This window comes from Candidatus Woesearchaeota archaeon, assembly GCA_016188115.1.
GTDB lineage: Archaea > Nanobdellota > Nanobdellia > Woesearchaeales > GW2011-AR9 > JACPIK01.
The window spans coordinates 774618-797015 of the sequence record JACPIK010000002.1; the positions used below are offsets into that span (position 1 = coordinate 774618).

Below are 22398 nucleotides of genomic sequence, written 5' to 3' on the forward strand. Positions count from 1 at the left end.
ATCACCTACTTTTTATAATTTAATGAGGGTAAAATGATATATAAATGTTTTGGAAAGATAAAAATAAGCAAAAATCAGGGAAAAAACTAACCGGATTGCATTTAACGATCAAAAACATCCTTCACATTCCTAAAATTCATTTTCACCAGCAATGTAGGATCTAATCCTTTTCTTTTAACCATCTCTAACGCCTCGCGGACATGAGTACTGCCTTTTGGAACAACAAACCCAGTCCGTCCAGACAAAAATCGTAACTGCTCTAACCCCGCTACCCGAGCAATAATTGAAGCAGCAGCCACCTCAACATATCTACTATCTGCTTTTTCTTCAATAATGTTGCCCACAACACACCCAGGAAATTTATCAACGATATGTGTTCCTTCTCCTAATGCAAGTGCGCATTCTTTATGCAGCATATTAAGTAAAAGAGTTTGATTAGAATGCGTATTATATTCTTCCGGCAACAAACTTCGCACCTCACATGACACCAAAGCCCGAATCTTCTGAGCCAGAGGTATCATCTCTTCATCACTCAACTTCTTAGAATCATCAACACCCAACTCCAGCAATTTCAAACGCAGTGTTGCATCAGCTTTTACTGCTGCCACTACAATTCCCCCAAACGTATCTCCTTTAAGAGTTTCATCACTACCAATAACCCATCCGGATTCTTTTGCAGGATCAAAATTAGAGTCATAACGAGAAGATTCAGACTGATTCAAAGATGCTTTGTTCGAAGAATCCGCTTTTGTGAATCCCTTCTTCTCTAAAAGGAGTGTAACTTTCGCAACATCAACTACTTTTCCCTGAAGCAGCAATTTACCAGAAACATACAAAATACACACGACCCCTTGTCCAACATAACGCCCTAATTCATATACTGTATTCGCTTTTTCTAATATAAAACCAAGATCTAGTAAAAACCGTAATTTTGCTGTTGTAACATGAAGAAAGACCGTCATCATAACCCCTTTTCACTTTTCAAACAAGGAATTATTCTAAATTAATAAACATTACCTCAACATTGGTTCTGTAGAAAAAGTCGCGCTTAGCGCCAGCGACGACGACACTTGGGTGCATTGACTATGCCCTCGCTATCGAAATAAACCTGAATTTTCCTAACGAGAAAACAACCAGCGAGGGTCGGAGCGAGACTTTCTACAGTACTCTAAACATTACCTAAACTTAAATCTCAAAAATCACCCAGACTGCGCTGTTTTTTTGCCTCTTGGGCTTTACGAAATGATTCCCATCGTTTACGAAATAGATGAGGATATTGGTCATGATACTCTTGAAGAAACTTTTGCGTTTTAGGATCAGACATATATCCAGACCCAAAATCAATACCAATTTCACGCTTAAGATGATCAATCCATCGATCACGAATCACTTTTGCAATCACTGACGCCGCTGCCACCGCTAAATAATTGACATCTGCTTTATGTTCTACAACCAATGAAATCGAATTCTTAAGAGGAGGAGGGATTTTATCTAAAAAATATTTTTTATAAGAAATCAAATTCACACTCGGACAATCAATAATTGCTGTATGAGGCGCAAGCTCACTCACCATACGCGAACTTGTATCAGCCTCAAGCCAATTCAAATTCGATTCCGACAAAGAAAGATCAATCGCATCTGGCTCAATCACCTCAATACGAAAATCATGAACAACTTCATGGATACGATCAAATAATCCTTCACGCACCTCAGAACTAAGTAACTTGCTATCTTTAACACCCAACCACGCAAGCTTTTGAATATCCTCTTCTTTAAATGCCAACGCCGCCATCACCATCGGACCAAGAACTGGACCCCTACCCGCCTCATCAACACCCACAATAATCTTAACAGATTTTGAAGAAGTGGGTTCTTTTAGAGAAGTCGCTTTCTCTAGTGTGGATTTTAGTTTTAATGATGGTTTTTTCTTTGGTGAAGATGTAACAGAGACAGACGAATGAGGAGAAGAGGGGATAGGAGAAACAATAGAATGAGGAGAAGTCATTTCTGCCATCTTTTCAGGAGATGTACGAGAGGAAGAAGCCATAAGCCTAAAAGAGAGAGGAATTTTAAATACCTTATCTCAAAAAGTGAGAAAAAAACGAACTGCCCTTACCCTAATCAAATCAGATTTATTCCTTCTTTTTAACAATAAGATGCACCACAACCAGCAAAATCAACGACACTGCCACACCAAAAAAGAGAGCAACATAATGAGAAATAGCAGACACCGAATGAAACAATGCGCGTTCTAAAATGCCAATTGAACTTGAAATAGGAAGTATTGAAGAAACAAAAGCAACACCAGACACAATTTTTTCAATAGGAACAAAAATACCCCCTAAAAGAATATTGATTAAAATCACAAAAACACATGCCAACAACGATGATGCTTTCTCAGAAACAAGATACCCAATAATTATTCCTACAATAGAATAAATCACGATCAAATTAAGAAGCGCTACACTCACAGTGAAGATACTCCAATGAGCAAATGAAAAGAAAACTTCCGCAATAGTCAAAAACAAGATAGACTCAACAAAAGTAATGAGTATAGAAGTCAGTAAAATTGACCCAACAAATAACATCTGGCTACCCCGAAACGACATGAGTCGATTACGAAGATACGCTTTCCCATGAACTTCTTCTTGAAATAAGATGTTTGATAAAATAATAGAAATAAACATCGCCAGCATCGCTAAAATAGTAGGAACTTTATATTTTATATCACCTTGAGTTGGAGAGATTTGATTCAATCGATCAACAGCATACACATCTACTTTTTTAACACCAATAAGATCATCAACATTCTGATTACCAATTCGATTTAATTTTTCTTGCTCTTTGTCTAGATCAATAAGCAACGCAGTGACTTCATTACGACGCTTCCCAATAGTCAAACGAGCATTTTCAACATCATTTCGTGTTGTAAGTAACGTCGCATCAGCTTGTACTAATGCTTCCGTAGCAGAATCAATTGTTGCAATACCCTGCGTCAAATCAGTTTGCGCTGAACGTAAATCATTTTCAGCTTGGAGCAACGTATCATCAACAAACATGATTTGATTAATTGCTTGCCCTATTGTTGCTTTAAGCTGCGCATTTTGCCCTGCTTGACTTTGGAGCCACACTAATTGATTACGAGTTACTGTGAGTGAATTTCGGGTTAACGCAACATTATTAAGATAAGGATCTTGTATTCGTCCATTATAATAAACCAGTCTTTCTCGCGTAAAAGAAAGTTGAGCACGTTGACCAGTAATATTCTGCCTTGCTAGATCAATTTGGTCAAGCACACCTACCAGCGTCACATCAGCAGCATCTAAATCAGCAACCAAGCGATTACCCAAGACTTTACTTTGTTCTAGAAAATAATCAGTATTCTTAATATCATCAAGGACTTCTCCTGTTTGAGTTCGAATTCGTTCTTGTTCAATTTCAGCAAGATTACGTCGAATATCCGCAAGTAAAATTAAACCTACCTCTTCACGAGCCGGATCGTAATAAATATCCATTTTCTTTGCAGAATACAACAAACAAAGATGAACTTGTCCGTTTCGCAAAGCAGTATGACACTGACTAATAGAATACATTAATTGCGGTCTCCAGGAATACGAAAGTAGCTCCGTCTCCACAAATTTTTGAGTAGATGTTCCATCATATTGATCAACAAGAACATACCCTACCCTTACTCCACTAACAGAAGAAGAATAGGAGAACATCAAAATCAGCAGTAAGATAAATGGACCTATAAAAATAACACTCACCGTAGTCCAATTACGCAAAAGATTTCGCGCATTTTTACGTAGAGAAGCTATGAGTCTACGCATGGGTAATCACCCGAAAAAGATTTTCTAGAGTTGGTTTTGATAATGAATGAAGAACTTTTTGTAATTCCGCATTGGGAATAATCTTTTTATTATTCAAAAACAGAATCGAAGAACAATATTGTTCAACTTCATCTAAATCATGACTCGAAACTAAAATAGTCTTTCCCTGTCGGTTAATATCCGCAAGAAGTTCCCAAATTTGCTTTTTTGTTACCACATCTAGACCAGTTGTAGGTTCATCAACAATCAAAAATTCTGGGTCACCGAGAAGAGCAAGCGCAACATCAAAACGACGCTTCATACCTCCTGAAAGATTTCCTGCCGGAGTGTCGCGAGCATGAGATAACCCCACCAACGAAAGCAAAGAAGCAGTTTTAGATTTAATCTCTTTGGAAGAAAGACCTACCATTGTACCAAAATATTCAATATTCTCACGTAGACTCAAAAGAGGATAAAATGAATAGTCCTGACTTGCAAAACCTGTTCGCCGATGTAAGTCTTCTTCTCGGAAAAAAATCGTACCTGAATCTGGTTTGCTAATCTCTAAAAATAATTTGAACAAAGTCGTTTTTCCTGCGCCACTTGGACCAATTAAACCCACTAAATCACCGCGATGAATGCTTAAAGACACTTCATCAAGGATAAGTTTCTTTTGAAAGATCTTAGAAACTTTCTCAAAAACAATGATTGATTCTAATTTTGTTGAATCCTTAAAATGAGGCGTGTTTACTTTTGGAAGCATGCTTGCTTTTTTAGGAGATCGAAGATGTTTTTCCACAAAGGGTAAAACAAAAGCGAGTTTATATCTTTTACGATACTACCTATTAGAATTAAACTTTTAAAATTAAACTATTAGAAAAGCAGTATTAGGCAATCTAGAGACCAAACGCATCAGTAAATTCGCGCATGCGCCTAAATTCAGCAAGAAAGTTAAGACCTTTATCAGTGATAATAACTGTTTTAAGAGGTTTTTCACGCTTGCGAGCCTGTTCCTCAACTATTTGGATTAACTCTTTCTCAACCAGTTCATCAAGATATGAATTAAGTAGTTTATGTGATAAATTAGATTTATACATCAAATGAGTAGGTTTAATCTTTCCACCTTTATTTTGAATAGCAACAAGGATGTCTGATACCAATTCCAATCGAGATCGTCTGCCTGTCATAATTCACCTTTGAGTAACGGAATGATACGTGTAGAGAAGTGATAAAAACCCTAAAAGGATTAATACTTCTCCTGCAACATAAAGCCCAGGTACAAGAAATACTGGGATTAATATCAGATTTCCTACAAAAATAAGCAGGAATGAAACCATAACCCGCCAGGCATTACGATTGCGTTGTTTATCATTATAATTTTTATAATAATTTAACACAATTAACGAGAGTAAAACAGTGCTAGTCAAGTAAAACACTTCTGATCTAAAATTACTAATAATTGAAATCAAAAACACCAAATAAATAAAAAGACCAATTTGAGTTAATTCATGAAACGTATGAAGCCGGTCTCGTGACTTTTGAGAGATAAAAAAGATCAAAAGCCATGCGCCTAACATACAAACCATTTCCACAAAAAAAACAGCTCGATATAATAGATTTGAAAACTGTAAACTAGGTCCAGCAAGAGGTTTGAGAACGACGGCTGTAACATCCCGAAGGGGTTGATACGCAAGAACACTACCAGTAATCATTTTCGCAGCAAGACTTACTGCCACAAGAACAAACGCAAACGAAAAGTAAGCAAACTTATTTTCATCTTTGTGAATTCGATATAAGCGATAACTATACGCAGCAATAAGCAACGCTATAACAAAACCTATTGAAGAGAACAACAAATCCCATGTTGCAAACCAATCGGGAGTGGAAAAGAGTCGAAACATAGTAATCACGCAAGGCTGTGTATTTTAAAGGTAATGCAAGTCTAATTCTAGAGCATTGTTCTAGGACAAACTTTGTCTTACTCAATAGTAGTTAAATCTTCAGGCACTTTAAAAACCTTCTGGAGATTCTGCTTACGAATGCTTCCGTATAAGTCCACTCAATTCTCCACTACCCGCTACTTTCCCTGCCCTCATCCCCGACCTATTCCCCACTATTTCGCCTTCCCTGCGGGGAAACAGAGCTTCTAAAGAGCTACCCCCATTTAGATCCAATGGTCTTTTGCTCACATGCAACAATAACTCTTGCTCACGTTATGCATGCCCAAGATCAAGTCAGCTCAATTCTACAAACTCTTCCTTCAACATTTGCATACCACCATCAAGAACACACCATGGCTGTTGCTACCGCAACCAGAAAAATTGCTCTCGCTGAAAAATATTCTTCTTCACATACAAGATTACTCATAATCGCAGCATTGTTTCACGACGTAGGATACGTTTCAAAGTATGAAAATAACGAAATCGACGCCGCAAAAAAAGCGTTTGAATATATGTGTCAATGCCCTTTCCCCTATACCTATGAACAAGCAAAGATCGTAGAAGAAGCAATTATAGCAACGAATCTCACCACACCCCTCCATGCCAAACATGAAAAAATACTGCGTGATGCCGATTTAAGTATTCTTGGTCAACAGGATTTCTGGCATTGGTCTAAAGCACTGCAAATAGAAGCACAACAATACCCTATATCACTTCTTCATGTTCACGCAAAAAATGATCAAACTTGGCTTTTGTTTGAATATCAATTTCTCAAATCCCATCATTGGAAAACAAAAAGTGCGTATGCCATCTTTGAAAAAGGAAAACAAAAAAACATCCAAACACTCAAACATCTCATCAAACATCTAACCCTAAAACAGAAACAAAATGGTATTCAAAAAATGAGAGAAAATTGCAAGAAAGAAACCAAAAACAAAACCTATCACAACATACAAGAACAAGAAGTCATCCCAAAATTCCAAAAATTTATTCCAGAGGAACACCACTCCACAACGTCCAATCTTCTGATGGCGAATACCCCCCAAATGTGAAATAAGGTGGCGCATTCTGTCCAAACCACCCATACCCCACATCTTCCCACGATCTTCCTCGTCCGCCACCGCGTCCTGCCATTCCGCGACCATAGACCGGCATGCCAAAATGCCTCCATGTTTTCATCACTGAATTAAAACCAGATGTATCTGTCGTGTAATCTGCTCCTGGTTCAATAATAATTTCCCCTTTGTATCCTTTTGCTTTAAGCAATTTCACCATCTCCCGAATCGGCGTGTTTCCTTCACCAGGAGCCAGGTGATCATCATGATACCCATAATTATCATCAATATGCACGTGACCAATAAACGGTGCCATTTTTCCGACTTTATCTAACATCCAGCGATCAAACTCTTTATCATTTTCCGCCAAAGATTTGCCAGGATCACCTTTCCAATATTTTCGCCACATATTGATATGCCCTGTATCAAACGTGATCGTAATATGTTGTTCAGCTCGTTTTCGCGCTTCTTCTTTTGAAAAATCCCTATTCTCTTTGACCAACAATTCCGTCATCTGTTCCCTGCTCTTTTGAACTAAGTGAATTAACTCATCTGGATGAGACCCATATTGCTCAGGAAACAAGTTTTCCATAGCTACTTGAATGGGTTTTTTCAAATTGCCTTGTTGTCTTAATTTTTCAGTTTGTTTCATCGCCGTAAGAGCCAAACGTGCATACGCATCACACGCCTCATTAAACGCATATGCATCCGCGCTTTGAACATGTCGAATTGTCTCTATCGCTTCTTCTGCCTGCGCCCACTGTGATGCTGACGCCTCCCGAGCCTGTTTCATACGCGACTCAAACTCTTTAATCTGGTCAGCAATTATTTTTGAAGGTAACATAGTCTCAGGAGGAACTAGACCACCAGGTAAACGTAAGCGATTCACTTCTTGTTCTAATCTCCATCTCTCTTGAGGATCAGTCTCTTTTTCTAATTTTTCATAAAATTCTTTTGCCTTGCGTAACTTCTTGATCGCATCAACAGAATCTTCAAACCCCGAGCCGTATTGATATGACCATCCACGCGCATTCGCCGCATTTGTTTCGAGTGTTTCGATAATGTATGCTTCCTCTGCTTTGACTTTGATATCTTCTGGTTTAACATCTTTAAAACGATACCAATATGACTTTTTAAGTTCCGCTTCTGAAAGATCTTTTCGATGAAACTTCTCAATGGCATCCCGCGCTCGTTGCGTCATACGATCTGCCTCTCTCTCCAAATCTTCCCACCCTAACTGTCGAACTTTGAATGTACTTGTTTTTTTGTCATACTCCGGAACACGTTGCTCGGGAAGTAAGCGCTGTCCAAAATAATCCACATAAATAGGTCGACCATTCTCGTCGATAGCTATGCCATCATTTTTATCAAACCCTACTGCTCTTTTTTTAATTGGATTACCATTATGATCTTTTATGACTTTGCCATGAATATCAATTTCTTCATACTCTTCGCCTTGCTTAACCGTATTCCATTCTGGTCGTGCTACTTTTCTATTCCGACGCGCTTCCTGAATCGTTGATCCTGTACGAGTATCCACGACTCGATACGATGCCCTCTCTGCTTCTTCAGCATGAATCTCAAATTTGCCTTTCCAACGAGGATCTTCTTTGTTCCATGGTGAATCCGCAATTGGACGTTGAAACTCTCCAGTATGAACCACAACTGGACCCCCTCGTGCCACATCAGCAGCGAACTCAATTGCTCGTTTTACTTCATTTAATGAATGAGATTTAGCTTGTTTAGAAAAATTACCTTGTTGATCCATTCCTGCAAGACCATATACCCCAATTGTAGAGTGTGTAGTGAAATCAACTTGATTTGATTTCGCAATCTCACGTAATGCTTGACGTTGTTTCTCGCCATACATCTCAGGAGTCTGACCTTGCCCAGAACCTTTTCCGCTTCCCGTAAACACAAATTCAAGCTTCTTTCCCCCTGGACGCAATTTTGCCGCAATAGCTGAAACATTAGGAACAGGACCAAGACCCAAACTCATCCCCATATCCCCAATACCTACTCCTACATTGTCCGTTCCCACTGTATCATGAGAATGATCGTGAGCACTACCATGATGACCATGCTCCGCATAGCCCCTTTCCATAGGATTATAATACCCAGAACCAAACGTAACCATATCTAGATCAATGCCTCTTTAAAGGATAGAATATTTTGAGGGTATTTATGCTTTACGGCTAGAATAAATTGCCAACAAAATTAAATAGTTCTTAAAAAAATAGTTCTTAAAAGATTACAGTTCTCAATTCCCTTTGTAATAATCATGCCCAACATGACTACTCGTCGCTTTATAGGCATCGCGAATCTTTGAACCCAAAGTCTGTGTCACCAATGCTGCCTTAGCAACATCTTCTGTAAACGAAGAATATTTTCCTCGTTGTACATCTTTTATCTTCTCTTCCATTGCACCAGCAATATGCTCAACCCGCCTCATCTCATCAGCAGTTGCATATCCCTTTTGGGAAACCAATTCCCCAATAACTGACATCTCTTTGTATAAATCAATAGCAGGTGTATGTTTAAGATGAGCAACATATGCTGAATCAAAAACTGCGGGAGCCCGCTGCGCCTCAATCCAATATTGAGACATCGCTGGATGAGGTAAGTCACGAGTTGGTTCACGAGCAACAGTCTGTTCAAGATTTCCTGCTCCCTCATCTTCTTTAGACTTACGCTTGGATACTCCAGCAACCGGCACAACAGAATCAAGTAAATCAGATTTAAGAGAATCTACCCCTCGATGTGTTTTAAGCAACTGCTTTGCTTCTTCACTTAATCCGAGCAAATCCTGCTGAGCTACTTGAGGGATAGGAACTTTCTCAACAAACTTACGTTGTTCGGTAATCTCTTTCTCGCTTTCTTTAATCAGCTTCTCCATTTCAGCGATTTCTTTCTTTTTTTCCCCTTCAAGCTGTTTTAACTTCTTGATACGATCCTCTGGTTGAAGCGTAGAAATGGCATCTTTCGTTGATGATTCTTTGGAGTCCTTAGCCATTCAGTATAGAAAACAACTCCAAAATTTAAACATTTAGGACGAAAAACGAGTTAAATGCAAACCTTCAAAAAAAAGGAAAAATAAAAAATGAAAACAAAATCTCTAATCAATTCACAATTCTTTGACAACCTGGATTCCACTCTCTAGGAGCATTTGCAGGCCTCTCAACAACACAACTGTGAGCACAATTAGAGTTCAATGTTACAGTAGTACCGCAACTGGTAGTAGTTTCGTTTGCAAACATGTTCCCTTCACAACGTAAGTTAACAGCACTAACTGATCTGCAACAATCTTGTGTTTGAGCATTACAACCCATCTCACAAGTATATTGTTGAGTATTAACTCTATCATTCCAACAGTAATTGTACGTTCGTAATGAACCTTCACAGGTATTTAGAAGATTACCATTATCAGACTCAACACCTGTTGCGGTTGTACGACAGAACGGTTGTACAACAACTTGTGCAGGATCAGCGACACACTGATCCCCTTCCTGATTTAATCTAAATCCAGGACTACATAGCGATTCACATTTAACAGCATCAGTACATGAAAAAACCACTGTTCTTGCTACATTTGTAAGAAGATTCTCTTCGTCACCAGCACAAACAGTATAGTTTCCAGTGTATAACTCAGGAGAAGTTGTTCTATTGTAATTACGCCAATTAAGCCCAGGAGTACAACTCGCTTCACACATATCCCCTATACCATCACCATCAGTATCTGCCTGACCTGGATTAGCAACAGCAGGACAATTATCATTTACCCACATAACACCATCAGCATCGCTGTCCGTTTCAAAACAATCTACTTTTCCATCAACATTGGAATCGACAGGCATAGCTACATCGGCTCTATCGTTAGGCCATTTACCACTTAAAACACGTTTGGTTAAGATGAAAACATCATTAAGCTGAGCTCCACTTGTGCAATCCAAATCAGCACGGCGTGACTCCACAACTGCACAGGCTGGTTTAGCTCGCATATTAAACCATTCAGTTAAGCATTGAGCATCATCATAAGCAATAAGATTATCACCAGTAATATCACCATCACGAGCTGGTTGAGCATTACAAGACGTTGCACCACATCCATTTTGGCAGGTGTTTACGCATCTATAATATTGCAATCCAGCACCTTCACCAACACAACCATAAGTCCACGATTGACCATTCGTGCATTGATCGGTACCTACGACGTTGCGCCCTTTAATGGTCGCTGTTGTTCTTCCATTTACTTTTGAACACGCAGTAGCTGCTTGAGGAACACAACTCTCAGCAAGACGAGCTGGCATTTTTAGTGATGGAGCTTTCATTCCTGCTTTCTGAACCTGAATTGCTTGACCAGCAAAGGCAGTATTCTCACTTTCTTCACTTCTCTCTTGAAAACCATCACCCACAGATCGTTGGGAAATAAAATACGCTCCCAGAGCAACGACCAAACAGATGACCAGAACAATACCTATAGTTTGATGTTTCGTTAAAGACATAATATCACCTTCTTTTTAGAAAGAAAGTAAGATCAAACAGTTTATAATTATTCCTTTTTTATAAAAATATCTAATACCAGCCTAAGAATAAAAAAAGTGCATTTAACTTACTAAAAAACAACCGTTAAATCACCATGTAATCATTTTATGTGCTTTCTTAAAATTATGATACGCAGGCCAACAGTTTTGAATTGCATACTTTTTAAGAGAACCGTCCAAAAGACTATCTAACTTATCCATTACTTCTTTAGCATGTTTAGCATCATGTCCCCCATGGCCATGCCCGCCATGCCCTTCCCCATGACTTCCTTCATCATGATAAAAATCACCAAATAATTTTCGCATAAACCCCTTTTTCGTTGCATGCCCTTTTCCACCATCATGATGCTCTTTTTTAGCAGATTCACGTTGATCACGAGCTTGTGCAAGATATATTTTCAAATCATCGCCTAATGCCTCCATAGCTTGTTGCACTGATGCCGAGACATTTCCCATAAGATGAAGTGCTTCTTCTTTCTTAAGTTCTTTATATTTTTCAACTTGTTCATCAGACCAAGTATACACCCGATAATTCATTTCATACCTGCCTATATGTACTGGTCCTCGTTGATATCCTTCCTGAACTACTTTCAATTCTGGTCGAGTGCGATAGTTAAATGTTGCCAAAACACACGCATTAGCACCAATTTCTTTTTCATGACCATGTTCATCATGAAGTTTTCCAGCAACGACTCGTTTACGTGCTAATAACTCAATATCAAGCATACTTCCTTCAAAAGCAGAGATAATGTCAGGAGAACGCATACTTGCTTCTTTAAATGAAAGACGTTCCACATGTCGAAGATAGGGTTTAACCCACTCTAAGTACATGTTGATGATTTGATAATGTTGTTCTAAGTAGTTCAACATGAACCGCTTACGACTTGCATGTTCCATATGGGTGCTCTTTTTCCATTGCATGAACTGTTGAAGATGCCTTGCAAGAACCCGTAAAACATTTTTGTTAAAATCTTTCCCCAACCCATTGACATGTGCTTCAAGTTCCCCTGAATCTTTAAACCCAGGAGCATCAAAGAATAAATCTGGAAGTGTAATAAATTCAAGTTCCCGAGCCATCCCATAAACTGATGCAGCACTCTTACCACCGCCCTGCACTAAATCCACAAAAATTCCTTTAAGAGTAATCTCTGCGCTATTTCCCCGTGATTTAAGTGGTTTAGCGAGTTCTTTTTCTGCTTCAATGTAATACTCTAGACGTTCATCAATAATACGTAGTTCACGAACCATCTGAAACAATTCTTTGATCATTTTTCCCGTCGTTGCCAAAAATTGAGAAATCTTATCTTGTTGAGCGCCTAATCTTTGCTGAGTAACGCCAAAAAACGCAGAATTTTCCGCTGCAGCAAATGTATCTTCTAATTTTTCAACAATAGCAAAACTTTGTCGAAGCTCTTCAAGAACCCAAAAATAAGGTTCCTCAAGACTAAGATCATACACCTCATAAGAAAGACGAAACGATTTTTTTGGTTTAGGAAACCCAGTTGAAGCAAAATCACTTCCTACATTTTTTGTAGCCAAAATTTCGCATTTTTCTTCATCTTTAAACCCAAATTGAGCAAGAAGCTCTTTGCGCGTAAGCGGCCGTTTAGGTTTATCTTTAGAACTCTTTTCTTCCTTATGACCCTTATCAGAATGTGCGCTGCTCATAAATTCATCTTATATCCTCTTTATGTTACCAATAGCATATAGCGTTAATAAAATTTTCTTTTTAATAAACCAAAAATCAGATCAAAAAATAAAAAATAGACCGAAAAATAAACTAAAGAGAAACTACTCTTTAGGCATGCATCCAGGACCAAACCCTTGTCGAGTTCCTTTAGCATTGCAATACTGACCCATCGTTGCGCAATCAGAAATAACCGTTACTGGATCAGATCCACAACTGGTAAATGTTTCATTCTTAAAGACAGTCCCTTCACATCGTAAATTTTCGGCACGGAGAGCAACACAACAACGACCTGTTGAAACATCACAGCCTAATCTTTCCCGACAAACAACATCAGCTTCAATCTTAACTAGATTATCTCCACCTGCCCGATTAGCAGCATACCCATCAGGGTTCTTAGGTTTGTCAGAACAATAATAGTTTTTTGAAGAAATCGGGTGCTGTTTTCCGATATCTCGCCAATCTACAGCTTGAGGTAGAGGAGCATTGATGTTAGAACAAGCATTTCGAAAGATCCCCTTGTGAGTTACAACCCCGCCTAACGTAAGATCAAACCGATTTTCTATACGATCAGGAACAGTACGCCCTTGCATATCAACATAATGGCAAAACTCAGCAAGTGGCGCTACTACAGGTTCAACAGGAAGAGGGGTTTCATCACACACATCACCAACAGTATCACTATCACGATCTGCTTGATCTCGATTCGATTTTTGAGGACAATTATCGCAAAGATCTCCAAAACTATCATCATCAGAATCAAAATTATCTTCACCAGATACTAAAACACAACGATCACAAAGATCCCCATAGATATCACCATCTCGGTTTAGTTGATTCTGATTAGCAACATAAGGACAATTATCCACCTGATCAAGGATAGTATCACCATCACTATCAGTTTGAGCTTGATTCTTTCCCGAAACAGCATCCCTAAAAGAAGAGTTAATAAAAAAACCAGCAACAATAACTATCGCAAGTGCTACTACAATAAGAGCAAGAATTGATGAACGATTCATAATCACACCTCTGAGTATTAGAAAGAAAAATGGATTTATATATCTATGGTTCTGGATGATCCAAACTCTAGATTAAAAAAATAAATTCAAACACATTTGATTTCATTTAACATTTTAAATGGAAATACTTTTTTTAGGATTTTTTAAATTTATTTTACACATGTAAAAAATAAAAGACCCTGTTGCTCCTCAACGAGAACTGAAGAAAATACTTTCCCAAGATCTTCACACCATTCTTGTTTTGACTTAGTCCAAACTTGTTTTTGCCGTTGCCAATCGTTGATAGGACGAGCTGATAACACTACAACAAATGTCCCCCCCAACTCCAAAACACGCCAAACTTCTTTAATCAAAGAATCTAAATGTGACACATAATTTAAAACAAATACAGCAGTAGTGCTGCCAAAAGATTGATCTGAAAAAGGCAAAGGATTTTCTAAATCTCCCTGCACCTTTTCATAACATTCATCGTTAAATGCCAACATTTTAGGTGAAACATCTAAACCAACCGAAGAAAGATAACTACAAGACCCGCAGCCCAAATCAAGATTTTTTTTCCCGTGCAAAAAAGAAAGTTTTTGCGTAATAAACGCGCGAGTAGATCCATCAATTTTAGTACGCCATAAAAATGCTTCAGCATTCCAAAACGCCGTATTTTTTTCAGGCCAGCCTACCGCCCAAGAAACATTCAAAGACAAACTTCGCAGCTTTTTCTCTACATCTAACCCATATTGTAGCTCTACAAGACCCTCTAAAAATTGCGCTTCTGGATCAGGGATAGGTGGTTTTTCCATTTTTTACATCTTAAAATAAGGACTTATTAAAAGAGTATGCTGCATTAAAAGAGTAACGCTGCAAGACCACTAAACGCCTGAAACAAAACTCCTCCCTGAATACTTCCGATTAATAACACAAAACTCAACATCAGAACTCGACCAAGACAAATAAAAACCTCTCTGCTCACAAAATAACTCACACTATGGCCCCGTGCTTTATCAAATTCAACAGCTTCAAGCGGAGGAATACGCACCCCATTAATGATTGCGCCAATAATAGAAACCGCAAAAACATGAAATGGCGTTGCAACAAATGCTCGCGCAACCCACGCTAATGATTCTAAAACACCCATAACATGAATTAATGTATGCTTATTCATATGATCACTATATTTCCCAATAATCCACATTAACACTGCTGAACCACCAGCAAGAACCGCTTCGGCAATACCTAAGCTAAAATAATCTCCCAAAATGAAAAAAATCAATAATGGCCATAATACTGAGGTTGCCATCGAATCAGTTCCTTTGGACATAAAGAAAAATGAATCCTTCCAGTGGTCTTTTGCAAGAACCTCTTTAAACGAAAAATGATATCGAATATGTGTTTCTTTGCGTAAAAACAAAATTGCTGCTGAACCAATAAGAATAACACAAGCAATAACAAAAACAATACGAAAACCAACCAAACTAATCAATAACCCACCAAGAAGAGGACCTGCCACCGTCGCAAGAATTTTATAAAAACTTACTTTACCCACTTCCTCTCCACGATGTTTCTGATCACTTGCATGATAAAAAAGCAGATTCATTCCCATCCAATAAAATGCTAAAGAAATTCCCACTAACGAAGATAAAACCACCAAAGGAATCGCTACAGTCTTGAGAAGCGAAAGACCCGCAAGGAATGCAACATAGAAAGGAAGACTAAATAATACTGCATGTTTAACACCAAACCGTGCTGCAAACGCTGCGGCAATAGGCGTAAACACTGCAAAAATCAAAGAATAGAAGATAAAGAAAAGTAACGTCTGCGTCAAAGAGTACCCTAACTCATGATAAAGATAAAGAGGAATAAACAAACTAATCAACGACAACGCAAAGAAACGCAGAGTAATAGAGATCGCAATATGAGACAGTTCCTTCCCACCAGGAACACGACACCAAAATTCATGATGACGTAACATTCAAGATAATAAACTTTATAAAAGAATATAAGTCTTTTGTTTCGGATGGACCCGTGGTCTAGTGGCTTACATGAGCAGGAAATTGGCAACAATGATGGCTCATGCCCACACATGACGTTCGCCTGACTTGAAAAACTGGTTTTTCATCCAGAAAAACTTACTTTTCTCAGAGCGCGGAAGATCCCCGGTTCGAAACAGTCACTGCGTTCGTTTCTTCGTTCGTTAGGACTCACGAAGCTCCGGGCGGGTCCATTCTTTTCTATACCCGACTTGCTGTCAAAGATTAGAAAAACCATAGAATCACAAATCACTATCTAAATAATGCTGAACCGCAGCATTAGTTCCAGCTAGAAAAAACCAATTTCCCTCTACTTTATCTACACGAGCAATTGCATTAGTTGCAGTTTCAACTGCATCATTTCTTCCATAAAGAATTTCACGAGTGTACACTGCCGCAGTTGTGCCAACATATTGAGCCCCTACAATTCCAGCGTAAGTTGCCACTGCAAACCCACCAATAATAAGTGCTTCTTGTAATTTAGCCATACCCTGAAAAAACGATACCCATTTTATAAGATTATATTAGAAAAAGAGAGAAAAAGAAAAAAAGAAAGAAAAAAACCTATTCGGTTTATTCTTCACCAGCTGCTGGAGCTTCTACTTCAGCTGCAGGAGCTGCAGCAGGCATAGGAGCACCAACACGAGCATCTTGGTAGGTTGTACCTTCAACTTCTACTTCCATACCAGAAAGTTCACCAGCTCTGTGACCGATAACACGGCCAGCAAGGCGAGTGTCAGCACCAGTGTAACCAGCTACGAGCATTGCTACGTTTCCGTTAGCATGTTCGAAGAGTTTAACACGAGCACGTCCAGGGGTGAATCCTTCAGTACAGTCAGCAGGGTTGCCAAGAAGTTGAGCTGCAACGGTGTTTACACAAGGTCCGCCAACAACAATCAAGTTCTGAGCTGCTACGTTGTTTACTTCGCTGTCAAGTTTTGTTGCGTCAACAACAGTAACTGGAGCAAGGTCGCCACGTGCATCAACAGCGCTTGAAACTGCGCCAGCTTCGATGAAGACTTGAGCTTGAACTTGTTCTTTAGGAACAGTTACAGTAAGCTCGTCGCCGGTATCGTCGCCACTTTCTTCTTCAGTTTGCACTAAAAGAAGTCCGTAGAGAGTTCGACCGCGTTCTTCATCAACGCCTTCAACATCAACCATAGTTACGCTTGTGTTAAGAGTTGTTACAGTAGTGGTTACATCTAAGTCAACTTCGTTGCTTGCTGCTTTTTGAATATCAACCCAAGTGATTTCATCAACAGTTGCTTCGTCGAGGTTATCAGAGTCAATACTCAAGGTAATGTTAAATGATTGACCATTACCAGATGCTGCAGCTTGAGCTACAAGGTTTTTAGATGGTTGTACTGAAGACCCAGCAACACCGTTAAAGGTTTGCCCAAAGTCAGCAGATGATGCGTTACCATTTAACATGTTAACAACAAGACCATACTGAGTTACAAGAGCAGACTGAGTGGTGTTAGTAACAAGTCCACTTTGATCTAAGTCCATACTCACGTTACCGGTAGTCTCATCAACAACAAACTCATAGGTTTTACCGCCAACAATAAGTTCTCCTACTCCTAAACGAGTGATACTATCAGAACTCATGTTGTTCCAGTCTGAAAGTACTGCAGCAACAGTTGCGTTGGTAGCAGCATCGTAGGTATCTTCGTAGGTTTGACCATTTGAAAGATCACTAAATTGAATCTCGTTGTTGCTAGTATCTAAGCTATCAAAGCGAAGTACATATGTGTAGGTTGTCTCATCAGCAGATGCAATTGGATCGTCTGATAATACTACATATGAATCTTCATCGATAACGAAGTAACTTGCATTGTAACTTTCTCCGTTAGCATCACTACCGTTAAAGCTTGACTCAAATTCAGTAAACCAAAGTCGGTCGTTGTCGTCTCCCCAAACAAAGCTTGTTCCGGAGTTATCAACAAATGGTACATTGTATTCATTACCAGCTAAGTTGGTAAAGCGAATAGTGTACGCATCGTCACCGTTTGCATCAATTTGGAAGGTTTCTGAATCTCCCTCATTAACGCCTTTAAAGGTTACGTCCCAACCATTGTGTAACATACCTTGAGGTTCGTCAAGCATTTCACGTAAGCCGTGTCCTGCTGCGATGTATGCTTCGTCACCGGATTTGCCGTCTGCTTTGAGTTGATATTTAATATCAGTGATCTCAACAGTAGCAAGTGCGCTGGTGTTGGAAGCTACAATGCGTACTTGAGCGTCTTCGATATCTTCTTCGTTAATTTCAACGCCAGCAGTGTAGAATAATCCATCAGCAGTGTTGGTGTCTTGGAATTCAATTTTGTCAGCTCCTAAAAAGAACTCACATGATTGAATACCACCAGCGAAATCTTGGTAAAGAACTTCACTTACACCAATTTCAGTTCCGTCAGCTAAACGATCAGTTTCACCGTCAGTTAAAAGATCAGTGGTTTCACCGTTAACAACGAATTTACACTCGTCGGAATCAGCGAAAGACAATTCAACATTGTAGTTTTGACCGTCGATGGTGTAACTTTTAGGAGTTCCTAAAGTAGCTACGTCGCGAACAGCACCGCCCATCATCTCAAGAGTTAATGAGATTGGTCCACCGCTTGCAGCAGTTGCAGCAGTGTCAACAATGGTAAATTGTTTTCCAAGAACCCAGATAGTCTCGTCTTCAACGTCGTCAAGAGTACCAGATACTACATCTGATTCAAGACCTTCACTGAATTCAAGTTCATACTCAAAGACATAATCTCCGTCTCCAAAGTAGAGGAATTCTGCAGAAACGTCGTTATCATTCTCAAGGAAGCCTACGGATCCAGAGAATAATTTGGTTCTTGTAAAAGTACCAGTGGTAGTTTGTTTCTGTAAGCGCATGAACTGATTAACAGGAGTTGTTCCTTTATCAGTACTCATGGTATACGATTTCAAAGCTTCAAGATCGGAACCGGTTAAGGTTTCACGAACTGTTCCAATGTCTTCGTAAAGTTCAAGAAGATCTCCAGATTTGGAAACTTCAACAACGTCGCCTTCAACAGTAACTTTACCAGCGCCTGCAGATACAGGTTTATGGTACATCATACTTGCAGCAATATCAGTCATTGCAAGGTTGTCAACTGAAGCAGCTGCTTCACCAACAACAAAATAGCCATTGAATACACCATCTTTGACAAACATGTCTGGATAGTTCTTCAAATCGGCAGCCATTGCGCCCATTGCGGTAGCACCAAGCATACCTACGCCAGCTCCTACTGCGAAAAGGCGTTTAACCACTCTTTTTATTTTCATTTCAAAACACACCTCCGTGTTTGAATATATAGTTGTTACTTTTCAGATTTACTCTAAAAATTACGAACAACACACCTAAACTAAGGTATGCCTCTTTTCGAATTTAGAGTAAATCTGTGACCAATACTATTGTATAGCATTAGCCAGGGTTTACTATGTGTAACCTACCAATCCGAAAAATGTTTTATAAGCCTTTCGCAAAAACCGAGGCTAGAAAAAGACAAACCCTACAATAAAGACCTGTTTATCACAAATTTTAAACTTTTAGGCATTCATCATTTGGGAATGACAAATGGAGAGATATAGAACAAAGTTCCATATTTTTGGGCTGAACTTGCACTAAGGGTAATTCCAAAAAGCAGCCCCAAGTAGAAGTATATTAATATATTGCTGGAAAAAAGAAGACATACCATGGACCTTATCACCCTACCATTACCTGATTTTTTCAAACAATATTATACTAAATTTAAAGCCCTTACCCCCATCCAAGAAAAAGCGGTCAATGCAGGATTATTAGATAACAACTCTTTACTTATTTGCGCACCCACCGCATCAGGAAAAACTCTTGTAGCTACAATGGGACTCATTAACCAACTAGAAAAAGGTAAAGGAATATACCTTGTTCCCCTCAAAGCCCTTGCAAATGAAAAGTACAAAGAATACAAATTGCTCCTGCAAAATACACCTTACAAAATAACTATAGCCACAGGAGATATGGATGAACCAGATCTTCGCCTAGAAAAATATGACTTATTAATTCTCACCACAGAAAAGCTCGACGCATTATTACGTCATAAAATCTCCTGGCTTTCACAAATTAGAACAGTAGTTATTGATGAAATCCACTTATTACATGACACAAGCCGTGGCCCAACCCTTGAAGTCATCCTCACTCTTCTCAAAACCACTATCAAACCGCAATTAATTGGTCTTTCCGCTACAATTGGTAACCCCGAACAACTAGCAAAATGGCTGGATGCAACATTAGTTCAAGATAATTGGAGACCAGTTGAACTACACCAAGCAATTAATACCCCTGAACAAGGCACAACATTTTACAAAAAAGAACAATCACCATAGAAATTTTCAAAAGTATAAAATTCACCAGCAAATTTACATCATAAAATTATTTACAGCATAGATTCAACATCACCAAAAATAAGTAATAAAAGAATAAATAAAAATAGAATAAAAAAGTAAAATAAACAAAAAAAGTAAAAACTTACTTCTTAGAGGTTTTTTTAGTTGAACTGCTTCCACTCGTAAAAAAGATCACAACAATAATAACGAGTACAACTACAACAGCTGCAATCCAACCCCAACTTGAAGATTCTTCCTCTACTTGTGCAGGAGCTTCTTGAGCATCAGCAACAGGTGCTGCTTCTCTTGAGCCTGAACCAGAGTTAGCTACAACATCTTCCTCTTGCCCACTCTGCGCAACCACAGGTTTGCTTGGAGCAGATACAGGAGTTGGAGTAGTTGACGTAGTTGGAGCAGAACTACCTTTTGTTCCACCAATAGCAAAGAAACTAAACCCAGGAGTTTGTGCATCATAAAGATGAACTTCTCCTTGAGCAGTATGCCCTGTTCCCAAATAGGTGGTTTGTAATGCTACCCATTTCTGACCAACATATCGATACAGTACTACACCACGAGGCATAACACCATTTGAATCAACCCAAGAGTTAGGAACGGAAAATTTAATTTTCGCGTTTGTAACTGCATCAGGATTGGAACCACTTTTAGTAATCTCTAAGTATTGATATGCCGTCCCTTCAAGAGCAGGAGTTCCTAATGGGCGTTTGGATCCATAAGAACCAACAACCATTCTTACCCCATATATCTCTGCATTGGAAGTAATTGCAACAGAACTAACTGCAACTGAGGCATCAGTTGATTGCATCGTTACTGTCTCACCAGCTGCCACATGCGCAAAGGTATGAACTACAGTCTTAGAGGCATAATTACTTACAGTTGCTCCTCCCCCTCCACCACCGCTACTGCCACTACTGCTTGAAGCAGCTGCATTAATAGTAAATCCAGCGGTAGTTGAATTAGTTCTACCCATGTCATCAGTAGCGACACAAGTTGCTGTATGCCCGCCTGTGCTTCCAACATCAATATGACCACTAACGCTAGTTGTTACATTACCATCAGTATTGTCTGCTGCAGTACAAGTACAAGTAGGATCATTTCCTAATGTTGCATCAGAACAACTAAATGTAACAAAGTATGGATTAGCTATATCAATGAAAAATTGAGAGCTTACCGATCTGTTAAAGCGAGCTGCCGAGTTGTTAGCAATAACCGTAAAATTATACGCCCCCTCCGCAAGAACAGAGAGATTAAAAGTCGTATTTCGGTATTCGCTACCCGCAACAGTTGCAGGACTAAGAATAACTTGTCCACTTCTATTTGACACATTCAAGGTAACAACCATGATATTAGTTACGCTATCAGTAATTGTTGCATTAAGAATAGTTGACTCATTTGTCGCATTAAAAGATTCTCCGTCAATAGGATAATTAATAACGACTAATGGTGCTGAGTTATCAATACGAACATCCGTAATGTTTACAGAAGCATTAATCTGACCAGTATTGTTAACTGCATACACAGTAAGATTGTAAACCCCATCATTTAAAGTTAAGGTGTTTGCAGGGTAAAGCCATGAAAAGTTAGACCCACCACCACCAGTTAAATTAGTGAAGTTAGTTTCGGTAAAACCATTGCTTCCATTCCAAAAGCTCCATGTGACATTGGTCGCATTACCCCCTGTTGCATTACCCACAGTTGCGTTAAGCAAAAAGGTGCCAGAGATGTTCTGGTTAGCAACGGGAGAATTAACCGTCACAGTCAACTGCTCACCAGCGATGACAAGAATCAACGCTAAAAGAATAAACACAGAAGACAACAATACAAAATTTCGCTTCATCTTAAAGACCTCTTTTATGAATTTTAGTTCTAGAAAAGAGATTTTGATTTATATAGGTTTGGATTGACGTTTTTTAAAAATTTGAAAAAACGAGGTA

At 39.0% G+C, this 22398-nt stretch carries 18 protein-coding genes; 2 read left to right on the forward strand and 16 right to left on the reverse strand.

Features of this window, described 5'->3' with window-relative positions; genetic code table 11:
• Positions 1-101 precede the first annotated feature (101 nt).
• From HYV86_04190 to HYV86_04215, 6 genes are all read right to left on the reverse strand, one after another.
• Positions 102-965 (reverse strand): hypothetical protein, encoded by an 864-nt coding sequence (locus HYV86_04190; GenBank protein MBI2573031.1) that lies wholly within the window; start codon positions 963-965, stop codon positions 102-104.
• A gap of 227 nt (positions 966-1192) precedes the next feature.
• On the reverse strand, positions 1193-2047 hold the full coding sequence (locus HYV86_04195; protein MBI2573032.1) for a ribonuclease HII: 855 nt from the start codon (positions 2045-2047) through the stop codon (positions 1193-1195).
• An 85-nt stretch (positions 2048-2132) separates the two neighbouring features.
• Positions 2133-3830: an ABC transporter permease gene (locus HYV86_04200; protein MBI2573033.1), complete on the reverse strand. Its 1698-nt coding sequence runs from the start codon at positions 3828-3830 to the stop codon at positions 2133-2135.
• The gene (locus HYV86_04205; GenBank protein ID MBI2573034.1) at positions 3823-4608 is read right to left on the reverse strand and encodes an ABC transporter ATP-binding protein; all 786 of its coding nucleotides are present in this window, start codon (positions 4606-4608) and stop codon (positions 3823-3825) included. Before HYV86_04205 ends, HYV86_04200 begins: the two co-directional genes overlap by 8 nt.
• A gap of 97 nt (positions 4609-4705) precedes the next feature.
• Positions 4706-4996, reverse strand: coding sequence for a hypothetical protein (locus tag HYV86_04210; GenBank protein ID MBI2573035.1), 291 nt, complete (start codon positions 4994-4996; stop codon positions 4706-4708).
• Between the two features lie 3 nt (positions 4997-4999).
• Complete coding sequence (locus HYV86_04215; protein MBI2573036.1) at positions 5000-5710, reverse strand: hypothetical protein; 711 nt, start codon at positions 5708-5710, stop codon at positions 5000-5002.
• Positions 5711-5982: 272 nt separating this feature from the next.
• On the opposite strand from HYV86_04215, the gene HYV86_04220 reads away from it, so the two are divergent.
• On the forward strand, positions 5983-6801 hold the full coding sequence (locus HYV86_04220) for an HD domain-containing protein (GenBank protein MBI2573037.1): 819 nt from the start codon (positions 5983-5985) through the stop codon (positions 6799-6801).
• Here HYV86_04220 and HYV86_04225 read toward each other — a convergent pair.
• The 9 genes from HYV86_04225 to HYV86_04265 all read right to left on the reverse strand — a co-directional run bounded on the left by HYV86_04225 (position 6737) and on the right by HYV86_04265 (position 19366).
• Complete coding sequence (locus HYV86_04225; protein MBI2573038.1) at positions 6737-8941, reverse strand: hypothetical protein; 2205 nt, start codon at positions 8939-8941, stop codon at positions 6737-6739. The genes HYV86_04220 and HYV86_04225 overlap by 65 nt on opposite strands.
• A 123-nt stretch (positions 8942-9064) precedes the next feature.
• Positions 9065-9817: a hypothetical protein gene (locus tag HYV86_04230; GenBank protein ID MBI2573039.1), complete on the reverse strand. Its 753-nt coding sequence runs from the start codon at positions 9815-9817 to the stop codon at positions 9065-9067.
• Positions 9818-9923: 106 nt separating this feature from the next.
• Positions 9924-11306 (reverse strand): thrombospondin type 3 repeat-containing protein, encoded by a 1383-nt coding sequence (locus tag HYV86_04235; GenBank protein ID MBI2573040.1) that lies wholly within the window; start codon positions 11304-11306, stop codon positions 9924-9926.
• Between the two features lie 129 nt (positions 11307-11435).
• Positions 11436-13013 (reverse strand): hypothetical protein, encoded by a 1578-nt coding sequence (locus HYV86_04240; GenBank protein MBI2573041.1) that lies wholly within the window; start codon positions 13011-13013, stop codon positions 11436-11438.
• A 123-nt stretch (positions 13014-13136) separates the two neighbouring features.
• Positions 13137-14051 (reverse strand): thrombospondin type 3 repeat-containing protein, encoded by a 915-nt coding sequence (locus tag HYV86_04245; GenBank protein ID MBI2573042.1) that lies wholly within the window; start codon positions 14049-14051, stop codon positions 13137-13139.
• 149 nt (positions 14052-14200) lie between these two features.
• Positions 14201-14845, reverse strand: coding sequence for a class I SAM-dependent methyltransferase (locus HYV86_04250; GenBank protein MBI2573043.1), 645 nt, complete (start codon positions 14843-14845; stop codon positions 14201-14203).
• A gap of 44 nt (positions 14846-14889) precedes the next feature.
• On the reverse strand, positions 14890-16014 hold the full coding sequence (locus HYV86_04255; protein MBI2573044.1) for an MFS transporter: 1125 nt from the start codon (positions 16012-16014) through the stop codon (positions 14890-14892).
• A gap of 300 nt (positions 16015-16314) precedes the next feature.
• A complete protein-coding gene (locus tag HYV86_04260; protein ID MBI2573045.1) occupies positions 16315-16560 on the reverse strand; it encodes a hypothetical protein in 246 nt (81 codons plus the stop codon).
• 85 nt (positions 16561-16645) lie between these two features.
• A complete protein-coding gene (locus tag HYV86_04265) occupies positions 16646-19366 on the reverse strand; it encodes a hypothetical protein (GenBank protein MBI2573046.1) in 2721 nt (906 codons plus the stop codon).
• A gap of 411 nt (positions 19367-19777) precedes the next feature.
• Here HYV86_04265 and HYV86_04270 point away from each other — a divergent pair, with 411 nt between their 5' ends.
• Complete coding sequence (locus HYV86_04270) at positions 19778-20446, forward strand: DEAD/DEAH box helicase (GenBank protein ID MBI2573047.1); 669 nt, start codon at positions 19778-19780, stop codon at positions 20444-20446.
• 142 nt (positions 20447-20588) lie between these two features.
• Here the strand turns inward: HYV86_04270 and HYV86_04275 are convergent, their stop codons facing one another.
• Positions 20589-22301, reverse strand: coding sequence for a PGF-pre-PGF domain-containing protein (locus HYV86_04275; GenBank protein ID MBI2573048.1), 1713 nt, complete (start codon positions 22299-22301; stop codon positions 20589-20591).
• Positions 22302-22398 lie beyond the last annotated feature (97 nt).

Bases quoted from the DNA above. Each gene is read 5' to 3' on its own strand.
- HYV86_04260 (MBI2573045.1), bottom strand. From the start codon at position 16,560: ATGGCTAAATTACAAGAAGCACTTATTATTGGTGGGTTTGCAGTGGCA.
- HYV86_04190 (MBI2573031.1), bottom strand. From the start codon at position 965: ATGATGACGGTCTTTCTTCATGTTACAACAGCAAAATTACGGTTTTTA.
- HYV86_04265 (MBI2573046.1), bottom strand. From the start codon at position 19,366: ATGAAAATAAAAAGAGTGGTTAAACGCCTTTTCGCAGTAGGAGCTGGC.
- HYV86_04240 (MBI2573041.1), bottom strand. From the start codon at position 13,013: ATGAGCAGCGCACATTCTGATAAGGGTCATAAGGAAGAAAAGAGTTCT.
- HYV86_04215 (MBI2573036.1), bottom strand. From the start codon at position 5,710: ATGTTTCGACTCTTTTCCACTCCCGATTGGTTTGCAACATGGGATTTG.
- HYV86_04255 (MBI2573044.1), bottom strand. From the start codon at position 16,014: ATGTTACGTCATCATGAATTTTGGTGTCGTGTTCCTGGTGGGAAGGAA.
- HYV86_04235 (MBI2573040.1), bottom strand. From the start codon at position 11,306: ATGTCTTTAACGAAACATCAAACTATAGGTATTGTTCTGGTCATCTGT.
- HYV86_04245 (MBI2573042.1), bottom strand. From the start codon at position 14,051: ATGAATCGTTCATCAATTCTTGCTCTTATTGTAGTAGCACTTGCGATA.
- HYV86_04225 (MBI2573038.1), bottom strand. From the start codon at position 8,941: ATGGTTACGTTTGGTTCTGGGTATTATAATCCTATGGAAAGGGGCTAT.
- HYV86_04270 (MBI2573047.1), top strand. From the start codon at position 19,778: ATGGACCTTATCACCCTACCATTACCTGATTTTTTCAAACAATATTAT.
- HYV86_04200 (MBI2573033.1), bottom strand. From the start codon at position 3,830: ATGCGTAGACTCATAGCTTCTCTACGTAAAAATGCGCGAAATCTTTTG.
- HYV86_04195 (MBI2573032.1), bottom strand. From the start codon at position 2,047: ATGGCTTCTTCCTCTCGTACATCTCCTGAAAAGATGGCAGAAATGACT.
- HYV86_04210 (MBI2573035.1), bottom strand. From the start codon at position 4,996: ATGACAGGCAGACGATCTCGATTGGAATTGGTATCAGACATCCTTGTT.
- HYV86_04275 (MBI2573048.1), bottom strand. From the start codon at position 22,301: ATGAAGCGAAATTTTGTATTGTTGTCTTCTGTGTTTATTCTTTTAGCG.
- HYV86_04230 (MBI2573039.1), bottom strand. From the start codon at position 9,817: ATGGCTAAGGACTCCAAAGAATCATCAACGAAAGATGCCATTTCTACG.
- HYV86_04250 (MBI2573043.1), bottom strand. From the start codon at position 14,845: ATGGAAAAACCACCTATCCCTGATCCAGAAGCGCAATTTTTAGAGGGT.
- HYV86_04220 (MBI2573037.1), top strand. From the start codon at position 5,983: ATGGTCTTTTGCTCACATGCAACAATAACTCTTGCTCACGTTATGCAT.